Annotated in this window: 14 protein-coding genes; 3 read left to right on the top strand and 11 right to left on the bottom strand. The window is 66.7% G+C overall.

Annotated elements, in window-relative coordinates; translation table 11 throughout:
- Positions 1-6: 6 nt before the first annotated feature.
- The 5 genes from HCU76_RS18530 to HCU76_RS18510 are packed head-to-tail and all read right to left on the bottom strand — an operon-like array spanning position 7 to position 3851.
- Positions 7-1281, bottom strand: a complete 1275-nt coding sequence (locus HCU76_RS18530) for a dihydroorotase (RefSeq protein WP_213957342.1) — start codon at positions 1279-1281, stop codon at positions 7-9.
- A gap of 40 nt (positions 1282-1321) precedes the next feature.
- A complete protein-coding gene (locus tag HCU76_RS18525) occupies positions 1322-2284 on the bottom strand; it encodes an aspartate carbamoyltransferase catalytic subunit (protein ID WP_218510277.1) in 963 nt (320 codons plus the stop codon).
- Positions 2285-2303: 19 nt separating this feature from the next.
- Positions 2304-2801 carry a bifunctional pyr operon transcriptional regulator/uracil phosphoribosyltransferase PyrR gene (pyrR, locus tag HCU76_RS18520; protein WP_218510276.1) on the bottom strand — a complete coding sequence of 166 codons (498 nt, stop codon included), beginning with the start codon at positions 2799-2801 and terminating at the stop codon, positions 2304-2306.
- The gene (gene ruvX / locus HCU76_RS18515; RefSeq protein WP_218510392.1) at positions 2798-3229 is read right to left on the bottom strand and encodes a Holliday junction resolvase RuvX; all 432 of its coding nucleotides are present in this window, start codon (positions 3227-3229) and stop codon (positions 2798-2800) included. The genes pyrR and ruvX overlap by 4 nt, the downstream gene beginning before the upstream one ends.
- 22 nt (positions 3230-3251) lie before the next feature.
- A complete protein-coding gene (locus HCU76_RS18510) occupies positions 3252-3851 on the bottom strand; it encodes a YqgE/AlgH family protein (protein ID WP_213957345.1) in 600 nt (199 codons plus the stop codon).
- Between HCU76_RS18510 and HCU76_RS18505 the strand changes: the two genes are divergently transcribed.
- The 3 genes from HCU76_RS18505 to HCU76_RS18495 all read left to right on the top strand — a co-directional run bounded on the left by HCU76_RS18505 (position 3850) and on the right by HCU76_RS18495 (position 8796).
- The gene (locus HCU76_RS18505) at positions 3850-5340 is read left to right on the top strand and encodes a deoxyribodipyrimidine photo-lyase (protein WP_218510275.1); all 1491 of its coding nucleotides are present in this window, start codon (positions 3850-3852) and stop codon (positions 5338-5340) included. The genes HCU76_RS18510 and HCU76_RS18505 overlap by 2 nt on opposite strands.
- 722 nt (positions 5341-6062) lie before the next feature.
- Entirely contained in the window at positions 6063-7544 is a 1482-nt protein-coding gene (locus HCU76_RS18500; protein WP_213957347.1) for an arylsulfatase, read from the top strand.
- 34 nt (positions 7545-7578) lie between these two features.
- Positions 7579-8796 (top strand): class I SAM-dependent methyltransferase, encoded by a 1218-nt coding sequence (locus HCU76_RS18495; RefSeq protein ID WP_218510274.1) that lies wholly within the window; start codon positions 7579-7581, stop codon positions 8794-8796.
- A gap of 462 nt (positions 8797-9258) precedes the next feature.
- Here HCU76_RS18495 and HCU76_RS18490 read toward each other — a convergent pair whose 3' ends face one another.
- The 6 genes from HCU76_RS18490 to HCU76_RS18465 all read right to left on the bottom strand — a co-directional run bounded on the left by HCU76_RS18490 (position 9259) and on the right by HCU76_RS18465 (position 20178).
- Positions 9259-16173: an Hpt domain-containing protein gene (locus tag HCU76_RS18490; RefSeq protein ID WP_218510273.1), complete on the bottom strand. Its 6915-nt coding sequence runs from the start codon at positions 16171-16173 to the stop codon at positions 9259-9261.
- Between the two features lie 21 nt (positions 16174-16194).
- Complete coding sequence (locus HCU76_RS18485) at positions 16195-18288, bottom strand: methyl-accepting chemotaxis protein (RefSeq protein ID WP_256354296.1); 2094 nt, start codon at positions 18286-18288, stop codon at positions 16195-16197.
- A gap of 325 nt (positions 18289-18613) precedes the next feature.
- Positions 18614-19150, bottom strand: coding sequence for a chemotaxis protein CheW (locus tag HCU76_RS18480; protein ID WP_213957350.1), 537 nt, complete (start codon positions 19148-19150; stop codon positions 18614-18616).
- A gap of 9 nt (positions 19151-19159) precedes the next feature.
- The gene (locus HCU76_RS18475) at positions 19160-19525 is read right to left on the bottom strand and encodes a PleD family two-component system response regulator (RefSeq protein WP_213957351.1); all 366 of its coding nucleotides are present in this window, start codon (positions 19523-19525) and stop codon (positions 19160-19162) included.
- Positions 19525-19923 (bottom strand): PleD family two-component system response regulator, encoded by a 399-nt coding sequence (locus HCU76_RS18470; protein ID WP_213957352.1) that lies wholly within the window; start codon positions 19921-19923, stop codon positions 19525-19527. Before HCU76_RS18470 ends, HCU76_RS18475 begins: the two co-directional genes overlap by 1 nt.
- An 84-nt stretch (positions 19924-20007) precedes the next feature.
- A complete protein-coding gene (locus HCU76_RS18465; protein ID WP_213957353.1) occupies positions 20008-20178 on the bottom strand; it encodes a rubredoxin in 171 nt (56 codons plus the stop codon).
- Between the last annotated feature and the right edge of the window lie 97 nt (positions 20179-20275).

Here is a 20275-nt window from a genome sequence, read left to right as displayed (position 1 = left end):
CCGGCTTCAGGCCTGGTGGACGATGCGACCACCGACCAGCGTGGCACTCACGCGCCCAAGCATGGCGTAGCCGGCAAAGGGCGTGTGCTTGCCTTGGCTCCTGAGGCTGTCGGGCGTCACCTGCCATTCGTGGGCCGGGTCGAAGATGCACAGGTCGGCCACCGCGCGCACGGCAAGGCTGGCCGTGGCGCCCGTGCCGAGCATGCGCGCCGGCGACGAGGTGATGACCTCGATGGCCCGCTTCATCCCGGCGCCGCTCTGCTCGCCCCATTGGAGCGCAAGCGGCAGCAGCAGTTCGAGCCCGGTCGCGCCGGCCTCGGCTTCCGCAAAAGGCAGCGTCTTGGCATCGGTCTCGACCGGCGTGTGGTCGGACACCAGCGCGTCGATGGTGCCATCGGCCAGCGCCGCCGACAGCGCGTCGCGGTCACGCTGCTGGCGCAAGGGCGGGTTCAAGCGTGCGCGGCTGTCGAAGTAGCCGATGTCGCTGTCGATCAGGTGCAGCGAGTTGATGCTGACGTCGCATGTCAGCGGCAGGCCCTCGGCCTTGGCCGCGCGCACCAGCGCCACGCCGCCCGCGCTCGACAGGCGGCACAGGTGCACGCGCGCGCCGGTGCTGCGCATCAACTCGATGATGGTGAAGACCGCGATCGTCTCCGCTGCGACCGGCACGCCCGACAACCCGAGCCGCGTCGCCAGCGGACCGCTCGCCGCCACGCCCTTGCCCAAGTCGCGCTCCTGCGGACGCAGCCACAGCGTGTAGTCGAAGGTGCTCGCGTACTGCAACGCACGCTGCAGCACCAGGGTGCTGTTCAACGGCACGTCGGCTTGGCCGAAGCCGACGCAGCCGGCCTCGGTGAGTTCGTTCATCTCGGTCAGCACTTCGCCCGACAGGCCGCGCGTGATCGCGCCCAGCGGAAAGAGCCGCGCGCATTGCAGCTTCTGGGCGCGGTACTTCAGCATCTCGACCAGGCCCGACTCGTCGAGCACCGGATCGGTGTCGGGCGGGCACACCAGGCTGGTCACGCCGCCGGCGACGGCCGCGGCCATCTCGCTGGCGAGCATGCCTTCATGCTCGTAGCCCGGCTCGCGCAGGCGAGCAGCCAGGTCGACCAGGCCGGGCACGACGACCATGCCCTCGGCCTCGATGCGGGCCTCCGGCTTGAAGTCTTCGGGGATGTCCTTGATGGCGACGATCCGCCCGTCCGCGATGGCGACGTCGGCGATTTCGTCGAAGCCAGACGCCGGATCGAGCACGCGGGCGCTGGCAATGATGATGCTCATGGATTTTTACCTCGGGGCAACCAATTGACTAAGTAAGGCCTCAGGCTTCATTGCCGGCGACGATGCTCATCACGGCCATGCGGACCGCGATGCCGAAAGTGACCTGCGGCAGGATCACGCTCTGCTGCCCGTCGACCACGGCCGAGTCGATCTCCACGCCGCGGTTGATCGGCCCCGGGTGCATCACGATGCAATCGGGCTTGGCATGCTGCAGCTTCTCGGGCGTGAGGCCGTATGTCTTGAAGAACTCCTGCGACGAGGGCAGCAGCGCGCCGCTCATGCGCTCGTTCTGCAGGCGCAGCATGATGATCACGTCGCAGTCCTTGATGCCTTCCTCCAGCGTGTGGCAGACGCGGACGCCCATCGGCGCCATGTCCGCCGGCACGAGGGTCTTGGGGCCGACGACGCGCACTTCGGCGCAGCCCAGCGTGGTCAGCGCATGGATGTCGGAGCGCGCCACGCGCGAGTGCAGCACGTCGCCGACGATCGCCACCGTGAGGTTGCTGAAGTCCTTCTTGTAGTGCCGGATCGTGTACATGTCGAGCAGACCCTGCGTCGGGTGCGAATGCCGCCCGTCGCCGGCGTTGACCACGTGCACATGGGGCGCGACGTGTTGCGCGATCAGGTAGGGCGCGCCCGATTCGCTGTGCCGCACCACGAAGATGTCGGCCGCCATCGCGCTCAGGTTGGCGATGGTGTCGAGCAGCGACTCGCCCTTGGTCGCCGACGAGCGCGCGATGTCGAGGTTGATCACGTCCGCCGACAGCCGCTTGGCCGCGATCTCGAAGGTGGTGCGCGTGCGCGTCGAGTTCTCGAAGAACAGGTTGAACACGCTCTTGCCGCGCAGCAGCGGAACCTTCTTCACTTCGCGATCGCTCACGCTGGTGAAGTTGGCTGCCGTGTCGAGGATGTGCGTGATGATGTCCTTCGGCAGGCCTTCGATGGACAGCAGGTGCAGCAGCTCACCGTGCTTGTTGAGTTGCGGATTGCGCTTGTAGAGCATCAGCGGAGCCTCCTTGCCTTCATTTGTTTTCTTCGATCTTCAGGCTGAAGGCGCCGTCGGCGGCGCGCGCCAGCGCGAGCAGTTGCGTGTCCGGCAAGGTGAGATGCGTCGCCGCGAAATCCGCCGCCACCGGCAGCTGCCGCCCGCCGCGATCGACCAGTACCGCGAGCCGCACGCAGGCCGGCCGGCCGAAGTCGAACAGTTCGTTGAGCACCGCGCGGATCGTGCGCCCGGTGTAGAGCACGTCGTCGAGCATCAGCACGTCGGCGCCGTTCACGTCGAAGGGGAGGACCGTCTGCGCGCTCGCCGACAGCCCGCGCCGCGCGAAGTCGTCGCGGTGCATGGCCGATGAAATGATGCCGGGCACACCCGCCAGGCCCAGGTCTTTTTGCAGGCGCTCGACCAGCCACGCGCCGCCGGAAGTCACGCCGACCAGTTTGGTTTCGGCGCGCATCAGCGCTTTCACGCCGGCCAGCAGGTCGACGTAGAGCGCCTCTGCGTCAGGAATGGAACTCAAGGGAGGCTCCTCAGGAATTGTTCAAGGATGATGCAGGCCGATGCCGCATCGGCGTCTTTGGCGCCGGCGGCCAGCGCCTCGGTCGTGCTGTAGCGCTCGTCGACTTCATACACCGGCAGCTTGAAGCGGCCATGCAGCTGGCGTCCGAATTTCTGCGCCCTGGCAGTGTTCTCGTGCGGCGCGCCGTCGGGGTGGTACGGCACGCCGACCACCAGCGCGTCGGGTTGCCACTCGCGGATGCGCGCCTCGACCTGTGCAAAGCGCGCATCGCCCTCGGCCTTGATCGTGGCTTGCGGCGTGGCGGTCTTCAAGAGGCGATTGCCGCTGGCAACGCCGGTGCGCTTCAGGCCGAAGTCGAAGGCCAGGAAAGATTGGAAATGGGAAGGAACGGATTCGGCAGCCTTGCCAGGCACCGCCGGACCGCTCATCGAGGCACCCGCGGCGCAGCCATCATGCGTGCCCCGCATCGGGCGACAGTTTCCAGGCCTCGAGCCCCAGCAATGCCAGCGCCCGGTCGTAGCGCTGCGCCACCGGCGTGTCGAAGATCACGGCCGGGTCGGCCGCCACCGTCAGCCAGCTGTTCTCGGCCAGTTCCGACTCCAGTTGCCCGTGTTCCCAGGCCGAATAGCCCAGCGACACCAGCACCTTGCGCGGCCCCGACCCGGTGGCGATGGCTTCGAGCACGTCCTTCGACGTGGTCATCTCCAGCCCGCCGGGAATCGTCATGGTCGACGCATAGACCGACTCGTTGCTGTCCGGCGCATTGGCCGTCACTGGCTCATGCAGCACGAAGCCGCGCTCGGTCTGCACAGGGCCGCCCTGGAACACCGGGCCTTCGCCGAAGGCAGGATTGGACAGGTGCAGCTCCACCTTCTCGAACAGCACGCGCAGGTTGATGTCGCTCGGCTTGTTGATCATGAGGCCCAGCGCGCCGCGTTCGCTGTGCTCGCACAGGTACACCACGCTGCGGCTGAAGGTCTCGTCCTGCATGCCCGGCATGGCGATCAGGAAGTGATGCGTCAAGTTCATCGGGGCAGAATCAGAGGACATGCCTCCGATTTTACTGGCCGTTGACAAGACCTATCCCAAGGGTTTGATGTGGTTTCGGCGCGACCTGCGCGTGGACGACAACGCCGCGCTCTACCACGCGCTGAGAACCTGCCGGCAAGTGGTGTGTGCTTTCGTGTTCGACAAGCGCATCCTCGACGCCTTGCCGCGCGCGGACCGGCGCGTCGAATTCATCCGCGAATCGCTCGTGGAACTGGCGACCGAACTGCGCCAGCTCGGCGGCGGGCTGGTCGTGCGCCATGCGGTCGCCGAGGACGAGATCCCGGCCTTGGCCCGCGCGCTCGACGTGCAGGCCGTGTTCGCCAACCGCGACGACGAGCCGGCGGCCCTGGCACGCGATACCCATGTGTTCGGCGCCCTCGCCAATGCCGGCATCCTGTTCCAGACCTTCAAGGACCAGGTCATCTTCGAGCGCGACGAGGTGGTCACGAAGGCCGGTGCGCCCTACACCGTGTTCACGCCGTACAAGCGCGCGTGGCTGCAGAAGGTCGACGCGTTCTATCTCAAGCCCTACCCGTCGCGCGGTTATGCGGATGCGCTGGTGCCGCCACCCGAGGCCTTGCGCGCACCAGTGCCGACGCTGCGGGACATCGGCTTCGAGCCCACCAACCTCGGCCGGCTGGAAATCCCGACGGGCGCGCAAGGCGGCGCCGCGCTGTTCGACGATTTCTTCCAGCGCATCGACCGCTACCAGGTCGCGCGCGACTATCCCGCCGTGCGCGGCCCGAGCTACCTCGGCGTGCACCTGCGCTTCGGTACCGTCTCGATCCGCCAGATGGCCGGCGTCGCGCACCAGCTTTCGCTGCAGGGCGACAACGGCGCCGCGACATGGCTCAGCGAATTGATCTGGCGCGACTTCTATTTCCAGCTGTTGGCGCATCACCCGCGCGTGGCCCAGGGCAAGAGCTTTCGGCCCGAGTACGACAAGATCCAGTGGCACCACGGCAAGCATGCCGACGGCCTGTTCGACGCATGGTGCGAGGGCCGGACCGGCTATCCGCTGGTCGATGCCGCCATGCTGCAGATCAACCAGAGCGGCTACATGCACAACCGCCTGCGCATGGTGGTGGCCAGCTTCCTCTGCAAGGACCTGGGCCTCGACTGGCGCCGCGGCGAGGCCTACTTTGCCGAGCACCTGAACGACTTCGAACTCGCATCGAACAACGGCGGCTGGCAATGGGCCAGTTCCAGCGGCTGCGACGCGCAACCGTATTTCCGCATCTTCAACCCGGTCACGCAAAGCGAGCGCTTCGACCCGGAAGGCAAGTTCATCCGGCGCTACCTGCCGCAATTGGCGAAGCTGTCCAACGCGGCGATCCATGCGCCGTGGACGGCGTCGCCGGTCGAACTGGAAGCGGCAGGGATCACGCTCGGCGAGAACTACCCCAAGCCGGTCGTCGACCATGCCGAGGCGCGCGAGAGAACGCTGCAACGGTACGGCGTGGTCAGGTCGGTTGCCACGCGCAATTGATCGGTTGCTCTGCCCGTGTCGGCAAGCATGACGCCGTGAAGGGTTTGCCGGACAGTCGACAGTGCTGCGAGGACGGCTGGTGCACGGTAGCCGTGTGACGCGTCATCGAGTTCCCTTGCGCGAATCTTCGCTCCGCTTTCTTGAGGTAGCTGCCACCTTCCCCTTCGGGCAAGCGAACTGCCCTTGATCCCGATGGCCTCGGAGCATTTGATGCCGGAGGATTGCGTCCTCTGACCAGGCCGGCGTCCGTAAAAAAAGTGACTCCGTCCGGGCGCTTCTTCCAAACCAGTCCATGGAGGCATTGCGATGCGCACTCACATCACATTTGCAGTTACGGCCGCGATCGGAATTTTGGCGCTGACCTCGATGAGCGCGTCAGCTGTCGAATGCGCAAGAGGCGTCGTGCGAGAAGGTTGCGTTGGTCCCCACGGCGCGGCTGTCGTTGAAAAACCGGTCGCGGTGCGTGAGCCAGCCGTGGTCCATCCCTCTGCGGTTGCCCATCCCCCAGCCGTCGAATGTGCAAGAGGAGTGGTGCGCGAGGGTTGTGTTGGCCCGCATGGTGGTGCAGCAGTCATCCGCAGGTGATTTGCAACGTCTTGACCTTGAGATCAAACGGAGGTTCGACATCGTAGGCGTGGGCCCGCAGGAAGCATATGCTGCGCCTGCGGGGTTCCGCGTCGCGTTCGCTGAATCCTGCGGCCTATCAACCAAAAGGAACCGGAATGACACAGAAGAAACCCAACATCCTGATTCTCTGGGGTGACGATATCGGCATTTCGAACATCAGCCACAACAGCCGGGGCATGATGGGCTATCGGACGCCCAACATCGATCGCATTGCAGAGGAAGGGGTGACGTTCACCGACTACTACTCGCAGCAGAGTTGCACGGCCGGCCGCGCCTGTTTCATTTGCGGCCAGAACCCGATCCGCACCGGCCTGACCAAGGTCGGCATGCCGGGCGCCACCGTCGGTCTGCAGAAGGAAGATCCGACCATCGCCGAATTGCTGAAGCCGCTTGGCTATGCCACCGGCCAGTTCGGCAAGAACCACCTCGGCGACCGCGACGAGTACCTGCCGACGATGCACGGCTTCGACGAGTTCTTCGGCAATCTGTATCACCTGAACGCCGAGGAAGAACCCGAGCTTCCCGACTATCCGAAGGATCCCGAGTTCAAGAAGCAGTTCGGTCCACGCGGTGTGCTGCACTGCGTCGCCGACGGCAAGGGCGGGCAGACGATCAAGGACACCGGCCCGCTGACCAAGAAGCGCATGGAGACCATCGACGAGGAGATCACCGACGGCGCGATCGCCTGGATGGAAAAGCAGGCGAAGGCGGACCAGCCCTTCTTCCTCTGGTACAACTCGACGGCGATGCACTTCCGCACGCACGTCGCCGAGAAGAACCTGGGCAAGAGCGGACAGGACCCGTACAGCGATCGCATGGTCGTTCACGACGAGCAGATCGGCCAAGTCCTCGCCAAACTCGACGAACTGGGCATCGCCGACAACACCATCGTCATGTACTCCACCGACAACGGCCCGGAGAACGACACCTGGCCTGACGGCGCCACCACCCCGTTCCGTGGCCAGAAGGATTCCAACTGGGAGGGCGGCTGGCGGGTGCCGTGCTTCATGCGCTGGCCGGGCAAGATCAAGGCCGGCTCGGTGCTGAACGGCATCGTCTCGCACATCGACATGTTCCCGACCTTGCTCGCGGCGGCCGGCAATCCGGACGTGAAGCAGCAACTGCACGAGGGCTGCACGGTGGACGGCAAGAAATTCAACGTCCATCTCGACGGCTACAACCAGATCCCCTACCTGACGGGCGAGGCCAAGGAGAGCGCGAGAAACGCCATCGTGTACTTCAGCGACGATGGCGAAGTGATCGCGGTGCGGGTGGGCGACTACAAGTTCCACCTGGCCGTGCAACGCGCCAACACGATGCGACAGTGGGCCGAGCCGTTCGTCAAGCTTCGCCTGCCCTACATCATGAACCTGCGCCGAGATCCCTACGAGCGGGCCGAATTCAACTCGAACACCTACCTGGACTGGATGGTCGACCACGTGCCGCAGCTCTACCTGATGCAGGCGGTGATTGCAGGGCAGATCGAGGAATTCGCGAAGTTCCCGCCGCGCCAGAAGCCCGCCTCGTTCAACCTGGACGCGGTGTTGGCACAGGTGGCGGGGCACGGCCATTCCTGAGCTGCCCGAAGCACCGGGTGGGGATGCCGAACGGGTGGCGCGGGAAGTAAGCGCCTTCTATGAACGTCATCCCTACCCGCCTCCGGTCGATGACCTGGAGCCCTACCGGAAATCGTGGAACGACGAGAGGCGGCGCGCCGATGCGCACCTCTTCTGGCCGCGCGCGCCGTATCGGGACGATCGGACCATCCTGGTCGTCGGATGCGGCACCTCGCAGGCGGCCAGGCACGCGCTGCGCTGGCCTCGGGCGAAGGTCCTCGGGATCGATGTCAGTTCGACGAGCATCGAGAGCACCGAGCGCCTCAAGCGCAGGCACGGCCTGGGCAATCTCGAGCTGCTCCAGCTCCCGGTGGAACGCGCAGGCGAGCTTGGACGCAGCTTCGAGCACATCGTCTGCACGGGCGTGCTGCACCACCTGCCCGATCCCGACGCGGGCCTGAGGGCCTTGCACGGCGTGATGGCGCCGGACGGCGCCATGCACCTGATGGTCTACGCGCCCTATGGCCGTGCCGGGGTGTACCTGTTGCAGGACTACTGCCGCCGGCTCGGCATCGGCGCGACGCCGCAGGAGATCAAGGCGCTCGCGCAGAGCATGCAGGCCCTCCCGCCGGATCATCCATTGATGCCGGTGCTGCGCAATGCGCCGGACTTCGGCGACCCGGCCGCGCTGGCCGATGCGCTTCTCCATCCTTGCGACCGGGCCTATTCGGTCCCGCAGCTATTGCAATTCATCGAGGCTGGCGGTTTCCGCTTCGGGCGCTGGATCGAGCAGGCCGCCTACCTGCCGCAGTGCGGCGTGCTGGCGTCCGTCCCCCATCACCCCCTGCTCGCCCGACTCGCGGCGCCGGAGCAATTCGCCGCAGTGGAATTGTTCCGGGGATCGATGATTCGCCACAGCGCCGTGGTGTACCGCGACGATCGACCGCATCATGCGCCGATCGATTTCAAGGGCGATGAATGGCTCGACTACGTGCCGATCCGCGTGCCGGACACGATCATGGTGCAGGAGCGATTGCCGCCAGGCGCCGCAGCCGTGCTGATCAACCGGCATCACACCTACACCGACCTGTACCTGCCGATCAACTCGTATCAGAAAGAGCTGGTCGATTCCATCGACGGCAAGAAGTCCATCGGCGAGATGGTGTCTGGAAACTCACTTCGCAATGTCGCGCGTGTCCTGTTCGAGGGGCTCTGGTGGTACGACCAGGTGGTGTTCGACGGATCGCGCGCACGCAGTGGAAGAACAGCATGAACGGGACAGAGAAGGAGCCATGCCAGATACCTTTGGACTCGCAATCCCTTGCATTCAAGGTGTTTGCGGCTCTGCGGACCAGCGAACGAATCTCATAGGCTTCCAAGTTGTCTGGGGGCTTATCTCGGTCGGGGGCAGTTGCGGGCACTTGCCAGCGAGGGAGGTGCCTGGATTCCAACAACCAAGACCAAGGGCAAGGTCGAGCAATTCAGACTTTCCGCCAAACGGCGACATCAAAGTAGCGCCAAACCAGGCCCGAAGCCATCCACCGCTCGCCCAACGCCGCCTGCAGAGACGCAACGGAAGTTGGCATCACATACCGAGACTTCAAGTCGGCCAACAGCTGCCTTGATTTCGAGGGCCTCGTCTTTCTGGCCCACGGGTAGGTCGCTGAGCTGCCTTCAGGCTGCGTGCAAGCACCCGCATCCGGGCCACCCGCTGCGGCCCCGGACCGGCAGCAGGTCAGGCCGCAGCCGCCAGCACCCTGTCGTCGGTGAACGCCCGCACCAGGCGCAGCAGTTCCTCTTCCGAGTACGGCTTGCCCAGGTAGTGGTTCACGCCCAGTTGCTTGGCATGCTCGCGATGCTTCTCGGCGATGCGCGAGGTGATCATGATGATCGGCATGCCGGCCAGCGACTCGTCCGCGCGGATGTTGCGCGCCAGGTCGAAGCCGTCCATGCGCGGCATCTCGATGTCCGACAGCACCACCGCCGGACGCTCCTGCTGCAGCCGCTCCAGCGCCTGCAGGCCGTCCGCCGCCAGGGCCACGCGATAGCCTTCGCGCTGCAGCAGGCGTTGCGTCACGCGGCGCACGGTGATCGAGTCGTCGACCACCAGCACCAGCGGCACCTGCGGCGGGGCTTGCTGCGCCTCGACCGCCACCGGCACGTTGGCATGGCCGCCTGCGCCAGCCTTCGCCATCGACGGAATGCCGGTAGCCTGCAGCGCGCGGGCCTGGTCGCCGTGCACCGCGGCCAGCGCCACCGGGTTGTAGATCAGCGCCACCGCACCCGAGGCCAGCACCGAGATGCCGGCCATGCCGGGCAGCCGCGCCAGTTGCGGACCGAGGTTCTTCACCACCACTTCCTGGTTGCCCAGCACTTCGTCGACGTGCAGCGCCACGCGCTGTGCCGCGCTGCGCACCACCACGACCACGTTGTTCTTGGCCAGGCCGCGCTCGCTGCGCGCGCTTGCCTGCAGCAACGCGCCGCTCCAGAAGTACGGCACCTGCTCGCCGCCGAAACCGTACTGCTGGTTCAGGTACGCCGATTCGAGGTCTGCCGCACTGGCGCGCTGCACCAGTTCGACCAGGCCCGAGGGCACGCCGAAAGACACGTTGCCAGCGCGCAGCATCACCACGTGCGTCACCGCGGTCGTGAGCGGCAGCACCAGCTTGAAGGTGGTGCCCTGGCCGGGCGTCGATTGCGTCTCGATGCGCCCGCCGAGCGCGGCCACATGCGAGCGCACCACGTCCATGCCGATGCCACGACCAGCCAGTTCCGAGACCTGCGCCGCCGTCGAGAAGCCCGGCTGGAAGATGAACTCCGACACTTCCTGGTCGGACGGCTGATGGTCCCACGCGATCAGGCCGAGGGCGCGTGCCCGCTCGGCGATGCGCTGATGGTCGAGGCCGGCGCCATCGTCGCGGAAGCTCACCGACACGTCGTTGCCTTCGTGGTGCAGCTCGATGCCGATGAAGCCGCTGGCTTCCTTGCCGGCCCGCTCGCGCACCTCGGCGTCCTCGATGCCGTGCGCCACGCAGTTGCGCAGCAGATGCTCGAAGGCCGGCGTCATGCGGTCCAGCACGCCGCGGTCCATCTCGATGTTGCCGCCGGTGATGTCCAGCCGGACCTGCTTGCCGGTGTCTTTCGACGCCTGGCGCACCACGCGGTAGAGGCGTTCCGACAGGTCCTCGAACTGGACCATGCGGGTGCGCAGCAGGCCGCGTTGCAGTTCGCGCGTCTGGCGCGCCTGGGCGCTCAGGTCGTCTTCCGTCGCCTGCACCGTCTTCTGCAAGGTGCGCTGCACGGTGGCCACGTCGTTCACCGACTCGGCCATCATGCGCGTCAGTTCCTGCACGCGGGTGAAGCGGTCGAACTCCAGCGGGTCGAAGCCCTGCTGCGAATCCTTGGCCTGGGCCAGGCGCGATTGCATCTGGCTTTCTGCCTGCACCTCGATGTCGCGCAACTGCTGGCGCAGGCGGTCCAGGTTGCCGGTCAGGTCCGTCAGCGAACTGCGCAGCTGGCCGATCTCGACCTCCAGCCGCGAGCGCGTGATGATGACCTCGCCGGCCTGGGCCACCAGGCGGTCCAGCAACTGCGTGCGCACGCGCACGGCCTGGCTCGAAGCCTGGCGCGATACGGCCAGCGCGACCGGTGTCGGCAAGGCGGACCTGGCCGTGGAAGGGGACGGGGACAGCTGCGCAGCCTGCGACGGATCGGCCAGCGGCTCGTTGGCGGACTCGTCGGCTTCGGCGACCGCCGGCATGGCAGGCGCCGGCACTTCCTCCACCAATGCGCGGCGCGTGGCGGCGGCGGCTTCCGCCGCGCGGTTCGCGACCTGTGCCTGCGTGGCATCGTCGGCCGCGCGCAGGTCGTCGAAGGTGGCTTGCAGCACGTCGTGGCGAGCCAGCAGGCGACCGATGGCTTCGCGCGGCACGGATTCGTTGCCGAGCAGTTCGATCTCGGACTCCATGCGGTGCGCGCGCTCACCCAGGCGCATCGCGCCGGCAAGGCGCGCGCTGCCCTTGAGCGTGTGCAGCGTGCGCAGGATCGACGCACGCGGCGCCATCACCTCGGGCTGCTCATGCCAGGCGCGCAATGCCGTGCCGAGCTGCGGCAACAACTCGGCGGCCTCTTCCTCGAAGATCGGGAACAGGTCGGCATCGACCGCATCGACCAGGTCGATCGGGTCTTCGCTGTCGTCGTAGACGGCCGGCTCGACGACGGCGAAGGCGGGCATCGTGACGACGGTGCGGACTTCGGCGCTCGGGGCGGGAACGGCTGGTGCGGCAGCGACGGGCTCGGCGAGCGCTTGGGGCTCGGCAGGGCTGGCCTGGATTGCTTCGACAGGCTCGACTGCCAGGACTGGCTCGAACCGTTCGACTGCGTGGACCGGTTCGACTGCGTGGAGCGGTTCGACTGCCTGGGCCGGTTCGACTGCCTGGACTGCTTCTGCGGCGTCTGCCTCTGCGTCAGTTGCTTCTGACTGTGCCTCTGCTTCGACGGGCTGTGCTTCGACGCGCTCGGTTTCGACGCGTTCAGCTTCGACGGGTTCGAACGCCGGGATCGAGGCTTCGACGGATTCAGCCGCAGCGCGCTCCGCTTCGTCAGTTTCGATTTTGCCTTCGGCCGGTCCGGCTTCCAGGCCTTCCACCTCGACCGCTTCGGCCTCTGCGGGTTCGACGTCCGGACCCTCGCCCGTTTCGAGCGCTGGCTCGGCCATCTCTTCCTCGGCCCGCGCAACCACCGGCTCATCGGCCTCGACCGGCATCGGCGAAGCCGCGACCTCGCGCAATGCAGCCAGGGTCTCGGGCGCCGGCTCCTTCAGGAAGCCAGCGGCAAACTGATGCAGCAGCCGGCGCAGTTCTTCCGTCGCGGCAATGAGGACCGTGCCCTGCTGCGGCGTGCCGCCGCCCTGCAGGTGCAGGTGCTGCAACGCGGACTCCAGCAGGCGCGACATGCCCGACAGGCTCTGGAAGCCGACCGTGGCCGAGCTGCCCGCGAGCGAATGCGCCAGCGCGACGGCCGAATCGGGCATCGGCACTCCGGGCTCCAGCGCCCACTCGCTGACGTCGCTTGCCAGTTGGCGCGACCATTCGTCGGCCTCATTGAGGAAGACGTTGTAGAGGGCGATGCCGATGCGCAGCGGGCCGATCGCCTTGATCGGATCGTCCGCGCTGGGCGCGACCGGCGGCTCCACAGCTGCGGCGGTGGCCACGAGTTCCGGCTCGGAGGCCACGTCGACAGGCTCGTGCCCGGCGACGGCTTCGATCGGTGAGTCTGCGTCCGCTGTTGCGTCGACTTCGGCATCAAGGGCCGCGACAGAATCCATGGCGGCGTCAGCATGCACCGCTGCGTCAGCAACAACGGCTGCCTGAGCATCAACCACTGCGCCTGCGTCCGCCTGCGTTTCAGCGACGGCATCTGTGTCAAGGGTCGCCGCCGTCAATTCGTGCGGCCGCACTTCCGCACCGGCCGCTTCTTCCAGCGGCGCTGCCGCCTGCGGCAGCGGCTCGGCTTCTGCGGGTTCCTGTGGATCGAAGTCGACCTCCACCACGGGCGCGACGGCCGGCGCCGCGGGCGCCTCGTCCGTCGACGTGAGTTCCAGCGGGAAATCGATCATCGCCTCCACCGGCGCATCCACTGGCGCTTCCATCGACGCGTCAGACGGCATGTCGGCCAGCGGTTGCAGGTCCGTCGATTCGAAGGAAAAGTCCTGCGCCGATGGGGCCGCGGCTGCGAAGAAGTCGATGTCCTCGGCGCCCGCGATCGCCGCGGTGTCGGGCTTGACTGGCTGCGCCGGCTCATCGAGACCGGCGAGGTCGGTCGTGTCGAAGGAGCCGAGGAATTCGTCGTAGCTTTCCTTGCGCGCCGGCGTCTCGTCGACCGCGCCGCGCGAGTGCAGGCCGGACCAGTCGGTGGCCGCGTCGGCCAGAGGCGCGGACGTGGGCGGCGCGGACGGTGCAAAAAATGGCGGCACATCGGACCGCGACACCGGTACGTCGAAGGACGGCGTGTCGAAGTCGGTCGACGCAAAGTCCAGGTCCGGCAGCTCGGGCATCGGCGGCCGGGCGTAGGCGCTGTCGGGCAGTGGCACCGAGACGTGCACCGGCTCGGCCACGGGCGCCGGCGCTGGCGGCTCGTCGGCGATGCGGCGCGCGGCCACGGCCAGTTGATCGGCACTGGGCATCGGTGCCGGCGCCGGAATCTGCTGGCCGCTGCTCAGTGCTTCGGCCAGGGTGTGGAAGGGTTCGGCCTGCCAGGTGTGCGGCTCGCCCGATGCGATGGCCTCGACCCATTTGGCGAAGTCGCGCATCGCCGTGCCGGCGCCTTCCAGCAGGTCCGGCGTGGCCGGCCGCTGGTCGGCCAGCCAGGTGTTGAGCACCTGCTCGAAGGACCAGGCTGCGTTGCCGTACTCGGTCAGGCCGACCATGCGCGAACTGCCCTTGAGCGTGTGGAACGCGCGACGCAGCACGGTCAACTCGCCGATGTCCGCCGGGTCGCGCCCCAATGCCGCAATCGCCGCGAGGCCGTTGTGCAGCACTTCGCGCGCTTCGTCCAGGAAGATGCTCTGCAGGTCGTCTTCGTCCAGCTCGGTCACTTCGGTGTCCGGCAGCGCCTCGAGCGGTGCCGGGCCGGTGATCTTCGCGGTCCAGCTGTCGGTGGCGCGGCGGAACTCCTCGATCGGCGTGGCCGGCTTGTTCTTCGGCGTGGCCAGCGCGGCCAGGCGCGCGGCGATCTGCGCGTCGATTTCGTCGGCGCTCAGGAGGGATTCGGCACGCGGCGGTGTGACCGCGGCGGATGTCGGCGCGAGGGCCACCGGCGCGGCCACGGGTGCGGCCAACGGTGCGGCTACAGGCACGGCGACGGGAGCGACAGGTGCCGGCTCCGCCACCTCTTCGGCCTCCGCCGCCTGGCGGCCCATGAGCGGCTTGAGTTCGCCCGTCTTCTCGTCGAACACGAACAGCCGCTTGGCCAAGGTCGGCTGGTAGCCCAGCATGTCGATCAGGAAGCCGAGCGCGCCGAGGTTGTTGCCTAGCGAGTCGAAGGCCCCCGACTCATCGGCGGGCTCGCTGCCGGCCATCAGTTGCTCGACGTTGTCGCGCATGCGCTGCACGGTCTGCGCCGCCTGCTCCAGGCCCAGCACCGAGAACACGCCACGCATCTGCATCAGTTGCGTCGGCACCGTGCGCAGCAGCGTCTTCTCGGCCGGCCGGCGGAAGAACTGGTCGAGCGACTTTTCCAGCTCGCCAAGGTGGGCACGCAGTTCATCGACCACGGTGCCCATGGTCTGGCGATCGCTCACGCGGCGATACAGCTCTTCCATCCACGACTCGAGCGGCTCCGACTGGCCGCTCTCGCGTGCACGCTCGATGCGGCCGGCCAATTGCACGGTGCGCGCGGTGAGCTGCCGGTCATGCGGGTCGAGGTCTTCGAAAGCGGCCTCGAGGTACAGCACCGAGGTGGCGACTTCCATCGCCAGTTCGGTCTTCGGCGGCTTGCCGGACTTGATGGAAGACTCCACCGCGTTGGTCAGCGCCTGCGCCATCGGCAGGCTCGGCGGATGCAGCTTCTGCAGCGACTCGGCCAGCTGGGCGAAGGTGTCCGCCACCTGCCGCAGGCGCGTCACGTCGCCGCCGGACAAGGCCGACCACATCTCCTTGGCAGTCTCGATGCGCTTGCGCGCCTGCGCCAGCACGACCGGGTCGAAGCGGCCGAACTGCTCGGTGGCGTAGTCGACCGCACGCTCGCCGGCGATGCCCCATGCCGCACGCACGGCGCGCAGGATGCGGGCTTCATCGCGAATGCCCGGCACGGCCTGGGCGCAGAAGAACAACAGATCGTGCGCAAGCCGCTCCGACACCGTGTTGTCGCTGCGCGCCAGCGTGGCGTACTGCAGCAGCACGCGCGAGGCGGCGCGTTTCACATAGACGTCCGCCGGCACCAGCGCTAGGCCCAAGGCCTCGAAGAAGGCAGCCGCGATGGCCCAGAAGTCCGCCACGTGCGGCACACCCGCGCCGCGCGACAGGCCGACGCAGATTTCCTGCAGCCGGCGCGCGGCCTCGTCGTCGCCGCTCTTGACGACCTTGAGCACCTCGCGGTCGAGCCGCGAGCGCACCGCCGGGTCGTACACCAGCGCCGGCTTGTGGCTTTGCAGCGAGATGTTGGCCCAGTGCCAGGACGTGGTCCACAGGTCGGCCGGATGCACACGCTCGTTGCCGACCAGTTCCAGCACGTCGCGGTACTGCGGGAACAGCGCCACGGAAGACACCGTCTTGCCCGCGAGCATCGCGTTCAGGAAGTCGGCGACGGCAAAACCGGCGCGGTCCATCTTGAGGACGGCCGCCTCGTTGCAGCGCGAGGGCTCCTGCACGAAGCTCTGCACCGCGAATTCCATGGCGCCGAGCACCAGCGCCGGCGCGCGCTGGTCGACCATCTGCAGCGCGCCGACGGCCTGGTGCAACTGTTGCCGCGCGACGCGCAGCTGGCCGATGTCGGCATCGGGCGCGCCGTTGGACTCACGCAGGAATCGCTTCAGCGACTTGCTGGTGGCATCGACCGATTTCTGGATCTCTTCGAGCACCCAGGCCAACGGCCCCAGGTCTTCGGTGGCCGGCGCGATGCCGGCGACGGGGGCGGTGGCAGGAGTCGGCACAGTGGGGGCTCAGGCAGTGAATCAGACGATCTTGAAACGGGACACCGATTGGCGCAACTCTTCGGCCATGTGCGACAGCTCGCGCACCTGGGCGGCCGTGGTCCGCGTGCCTTCTCCGGTCTGTTCCGTCACCGCGAAGATGTGCTGGATGTTGGCAGCCACCACGTTGGCCGAATTGGCTTCGCGGGAGGCGGATTGCGAAATCTGCTCGATCAGCTCTGCGAGGCGGCGCGACACGCGGTCAATCTCGGACAGCGCAGTACCGGCGTTGTCGGACAGCTTCGCCCCTTCGACCACACCCTGCGTGGAGCGCTCCATGGCGCCGACGGCATCCTGCGTGTCGGTCTGAATCGCCTTCACCAGCGCCGAGATCTGGCGCGTGGCGTCTGCGGAACGTTCAGCGAGTCGCTGCACTTCTTCGGCCACCACCGAGAAGCCGCGGCCGGCTTCACCGGCAGACGCTGCCTGGATGGCTGCGTTCAGCGCCAGCACGTTGGTCTGTTCGGTAATGTCCGAGATCAGCTCGGTGATTTCGCCGATCTCCTGCGAGGATTCGCCCAGGCGCTTGATGCGCTTGGAGGTTTCCTGGATCTGGTCGCGGATCGAGTTCATGCCGCCGATGGCGTTCTGCACGGCCTGCAGGCCCGACGAAGCGGCTTCCAGCGACTGGCGCGCCACCGTGGCGGACTCCTGCGCCTGCGAGGACACGCCGTTGATGCGCTCGGCCATCGTCAGCACCGACTGGCCGGTGTCGCGGATCTCGCGCAGCTGTTCCGTCGATGCGGCCAGCAGTTCGGTCGAGGTGTTTTCCACCTGCGACGTGGTGCTCGCCACGCGCGATGCCGTGTTCTGCACGTTGCCCACCAGCAGGCGCAGTTCTTCCACCGTGTAGTTCACCGAGTCGGCGATGGCGCCGGTGATGTCTTCGGTCACCGTGGCTTCCTGCGTCAGGTCGCCTTCGGCCACTGTCTGCAGTTCGTTCATGAGGCGCAAGATGGCAGCCTGGTTGGCGGTGTTCACGCGGCTGGCTTCCTCGCGCTGCATGTCGGCGGCAAGGCGCTCCTGCTCGGCGATGGCGGCACGCTCGCGGCCTTCGCGAACCTGCACGAAACCGATGGCGCCGGCGAGTGCCAGTGCGGCGACCGACAGCACCAGCAGCATCAGGATGGTGCCGGCGCCGAGGCCGGTGCGGGCCGACAGCTTGTCCTGCAGTTCGCCGAGCAGGCCGCGCAGCGGCTCGCTGTCGGTCAGGATCGTGTTTTGCGCTTCGCGTGCGGTCACCAGGCCTTGCAGGTTGCCAAGGATGGAACCGGCCTGGGCGCGCGTCTGCTCGAAGGTCTTGAGGATCTGTTCGAGTTGCGCGCGGGTCTGTGCATCACGCGTCGTCGGCAGGCGCTGTTGCGAGTTGCCGTCGAGCAGGCCCTTGGTCACTTCCTGGAAAGTGTTCAGGTCCTTGCCCAGCAGGAACACGGCGTCGGGGCTCACGCCTTCAACCGTCAGGAATTCGTTGGCCGACTTGCCGATGCGCTGCGTCAGCATCACGAGCTGGCCTGCGGCCGAGATCTCGGGGATGGTGGCGTTCTGCTGCATCTTCAGCGAGGCCACGGTCTCGGCCATTTCAAGCAGGTCGGAGGACTGGCGGTTGATGCCGCGCAGCGCGGTGCCCACCTGGGTCAGGATCTTCTGCTGCGACAGCACCGCCTTGGCGCTGGCATCCGCACGCTGGACCAGCGGCGTGATCTTCGCGAACTCCTCGTCGTACTGGCTGCCCACGCGCTCCAGCTTGAGCGATTCGTCGCCGTTGGCCAGGCCCTGCACGCGACGCGACAAGTCGTCGGCGCTGTCCTTCACTTCGGCGAAGGCCGGCACGCTGCCCACCAGCGCCTGCGAGACCGACTTGGCCAGGCGTTGCGACTGCATCAGCGACTGGCCAGTGGCCGCCACCTGTTGCGCCAGGCGTTCGGCGCGAAGAATCGAGGAACCCGCAACCAGCAGCAGCAACAGCACCACGCCGGCCAGCGCGGCGGCCAGGATGCGCTGCTGGCGCGCCGAGTTGGAGCGCGGCGGCTCGCCCGTCGGGGCGGCGCTGGCTGCGGCGGCTGGGGCGACCAACATCGGCTCCACAGGCATCGACGGCTCCATCGAAGGCGCCACCAGGGGCTCCATCGTCGGCTCGATCGGCGCGGCGTCGCCAGTCACCGGCGCATCGTTGGCCGCAGGGACGGGCTCACCCGCGACATGCGTGGTCGGGGCCATGGCGTCGCGATGCACATGCACGGTTTTTTCGTCCATCGGCTCGACGATCTCGACATCGTCGGGCAGCGGGGCGCCGTCGGCGCGAACCGCCACGCTGTCGTCGTGGGTGGGTAGGAGTTTCTTGAACTTTTCGGCGATGGGGCTCACGGTCAGTCCTCTTTTGATTTCAATGTCCGGCCAGCCGTCAGGCAGCGCCGATGCTCAGGAATTCAGGTTGTTGCGAAAGGGCTTGCAGGTTGACTTCCTGCCACCTGGCGCCATCGGCGTCGATGTAGGCGTGTCCCATCCAGCCCGGCGCGTCGGCATCCGGGGCTGCGGCATCGGTGAAGGCTTCCACGCCGCGCAGGCCGATCAGGCGATCGATCTGCAACGCGCAATTGACTTCCAGCAGTTCGTTGAGCGCCACCAGCCGCGACTGCGCCCGGGTCGCTTCCGTCACCGCCGCGGCGCTGCGCTGGCCGGTGGCGAAGGTGGACAACTGCACCACGCCATAGAGCCCGCCGCGCAGGTTGGCCACGCCGAGGAACCACGGCTCGGTGTAGGGCACCGGCTGCGGTTGTGTCCACGGGAATATTTCGCCCGCATGCCCGAGCGGAAAGAGGTACCTGGCATCCCCCGCCTCGACGGCCAGCCACGAGGCCGACACACCGGTGCTGCGCGCCGCTTGCAGGCGACCCGCAAGGCGGGATTGAAATGCGCGCAGGGCGTCGCGATTGGCCATGGCTTCGCCTCAGGCGAGGGCGCTGATCTTGGACATCAACTCTGCCGCAACGACGGGCTTGACGATGTAGTCCTTCGCCCCCTGGCGCATGCCCCATACGCGGTCCGTTTCCTGGTTCTTGCTCGTGCACAGGATGATCGGCAGGTTCTCGTACTTCGGGTTGCGTGCGATGGCGCGCGTCAACTGGAAGCCGTTCTGGCCGGGCATCACCACGTCCATCAGGATCAGGTCGGGACGCTCTTCTTCGAGGCGGCGCATGGCGTCGTCGGCGTTCTCCGCCGTCTTCACGGCAAAGCCGTTCTTCTGCAACATGTCGGAGAGGAACATCAGTTCCGTCTTCGAGTCGTCAACCACGAGTACTTTGTGAATGGCCATCAGAGGGCTTCCGTTTGAACGAGGCCGAACTGCTGCACGGCTTGCAGCAGCTGGTCTTTGGTGAAAGGCTTGGTGAGGTAGTCCTGCGAGCCGACCATGCGACCGCGCGCCTTGTCGAACACGCCGTCCTTGGAGGACAGCATGACGACCGGCACGGAGGAGAACTGGGCGTTGCGCTTGATGATGGCGCAGGTCTGATATCCGTCGAGGCGAGGCATCAGGATGTCGCAGAAGATCAGGTGCGGCTTGTGGTCGTTGACCTTGGAGAGTGCATCGAATCCGTCTTCGGCCAACAGCACTTCGTGGCCACCCTGCTTGAGGAAGATCTCGGCGCTGCGCCGAATCGTGTTGCTGTCATCAATCACCAGCACTTTGTAACCGGATGCATGGGTGCTCATGGCGCACGCTCCTCATATAGAGACTTCGATCAATACCGCGCCGATACGTTCGGCGCTTCATGAAGCGCAGCCCTATGCCATGCTTCAGATTTCAACCATTTCAAAGTCTTCCTTGCGAGCGCCACACTCCGGGCAAGTCCAATTCATGGGGACCTCAGCCCAGGCTGTACCAGCCGCAATACCGTCCTCCGGCACCCCTGTCGCTTCGTCGTAGATCCACCCGCAAATCAGGCACATCCAGGTTTTCGTATTCATCGCAGCTTAAAGTCCCTGTTCATAGAATGCAACGATTGTATCTAGACGTTTCACAGTTCCCTGTGACAAGCGTCTCACTTATGCCACCATCGAGGTG

The organism is Variovorax sp. dw_308 (assembly GCF_019207085.1).
In the GTDB taxonomy this organism is placed as follows: domain Bacteria; phylum Pseudomonadota; class Gammaproteobacteria; order Burkholderiales; family Burkholderiaceae_C; genus Variovorax.
This window is presented reverse-complemented; position numbering and strand designations above follow the sequence as displayed.

Bases quoted from the DNA above. Each gene is read 5' to 3' on its own strand.
- HCU76_RS18530 (WP_213957342.1), bottom strand. From the start codon at position 1,281: ATGAGCATCATCATTGCCAGCGCCCGCGTGCTCGATCCGGCGTCTGGC.
- HCU76_RS18525 (WP_218510277.1), bottom strand. From the start codon at position 2,284: ATGCTCTACAAGCGCAATCCGCAACTCAACAAGCACGGTGAGCTGCTG.
- ruvX (WP_218510392.1), bottom strand. From the start codon at position 3,229: ATGAGCGGTCCGGCGGTGCCTGGCAAGGCTGCCGAATCCGTTCCTTCC.
- HCU76_RS18505 (WP_218510275.1), top strand. From the start codon at position 3,850: ATGCCTCCGATTTTACTGGCCGTTGACAAGACCTATCCCAAGGGTTTG.
- HCU76_RS18510 (WP_213957345.1), bottom strand. From the start codon at position 3,851: ATGTCCTCTGATTCTGCCCCGATGAACTTGACGCATCACTTCCTGATC.
- HCU76_RS18500 (WP_213957347.1), top strand. From the start codon at position 6,063: ATGACACAGAAGAAACCCAACATCCTGATTCTCTGGGGTGACGATATC.
- HCU76_RS18485 (WP_256354296.1), bottom strand. From the start codon at position 18,288: ATGTTGGTCGCCCCAGCCGCCGCAGCCAGCGCCGCCCCGACGGGCGAG.
- HCU76_RS18480 (WP_213957350.1), bottom strand. From the start codon at position 19,150: ATGGCCAATCGCGACGCCCTGCGCGCATTTCAATCCCGCCTTGCGGGT.
- HCU76_RS18475 (WP_213957351.1), bottom strand. From the start codon at position 19,525: ATGGCCATTCACAAAGTACTCGTGGTTGACGACTCGAAGACGGAACTG.
- HCU76_RS18470 (WP_213957352.1), bottom strand. From the start codon at position 19,923: ATGAGCACCCATGCATCCGGTTACAAAGTGCTGGTGATTGATGACAGC.
- HCU76_RS18465 (WP_213957353.1), bottom strand. From the start codon at position 20,178: ATGAATACGAAAACCTGGATGTGCCTGATTTGCGGGTGGATCTACGAC.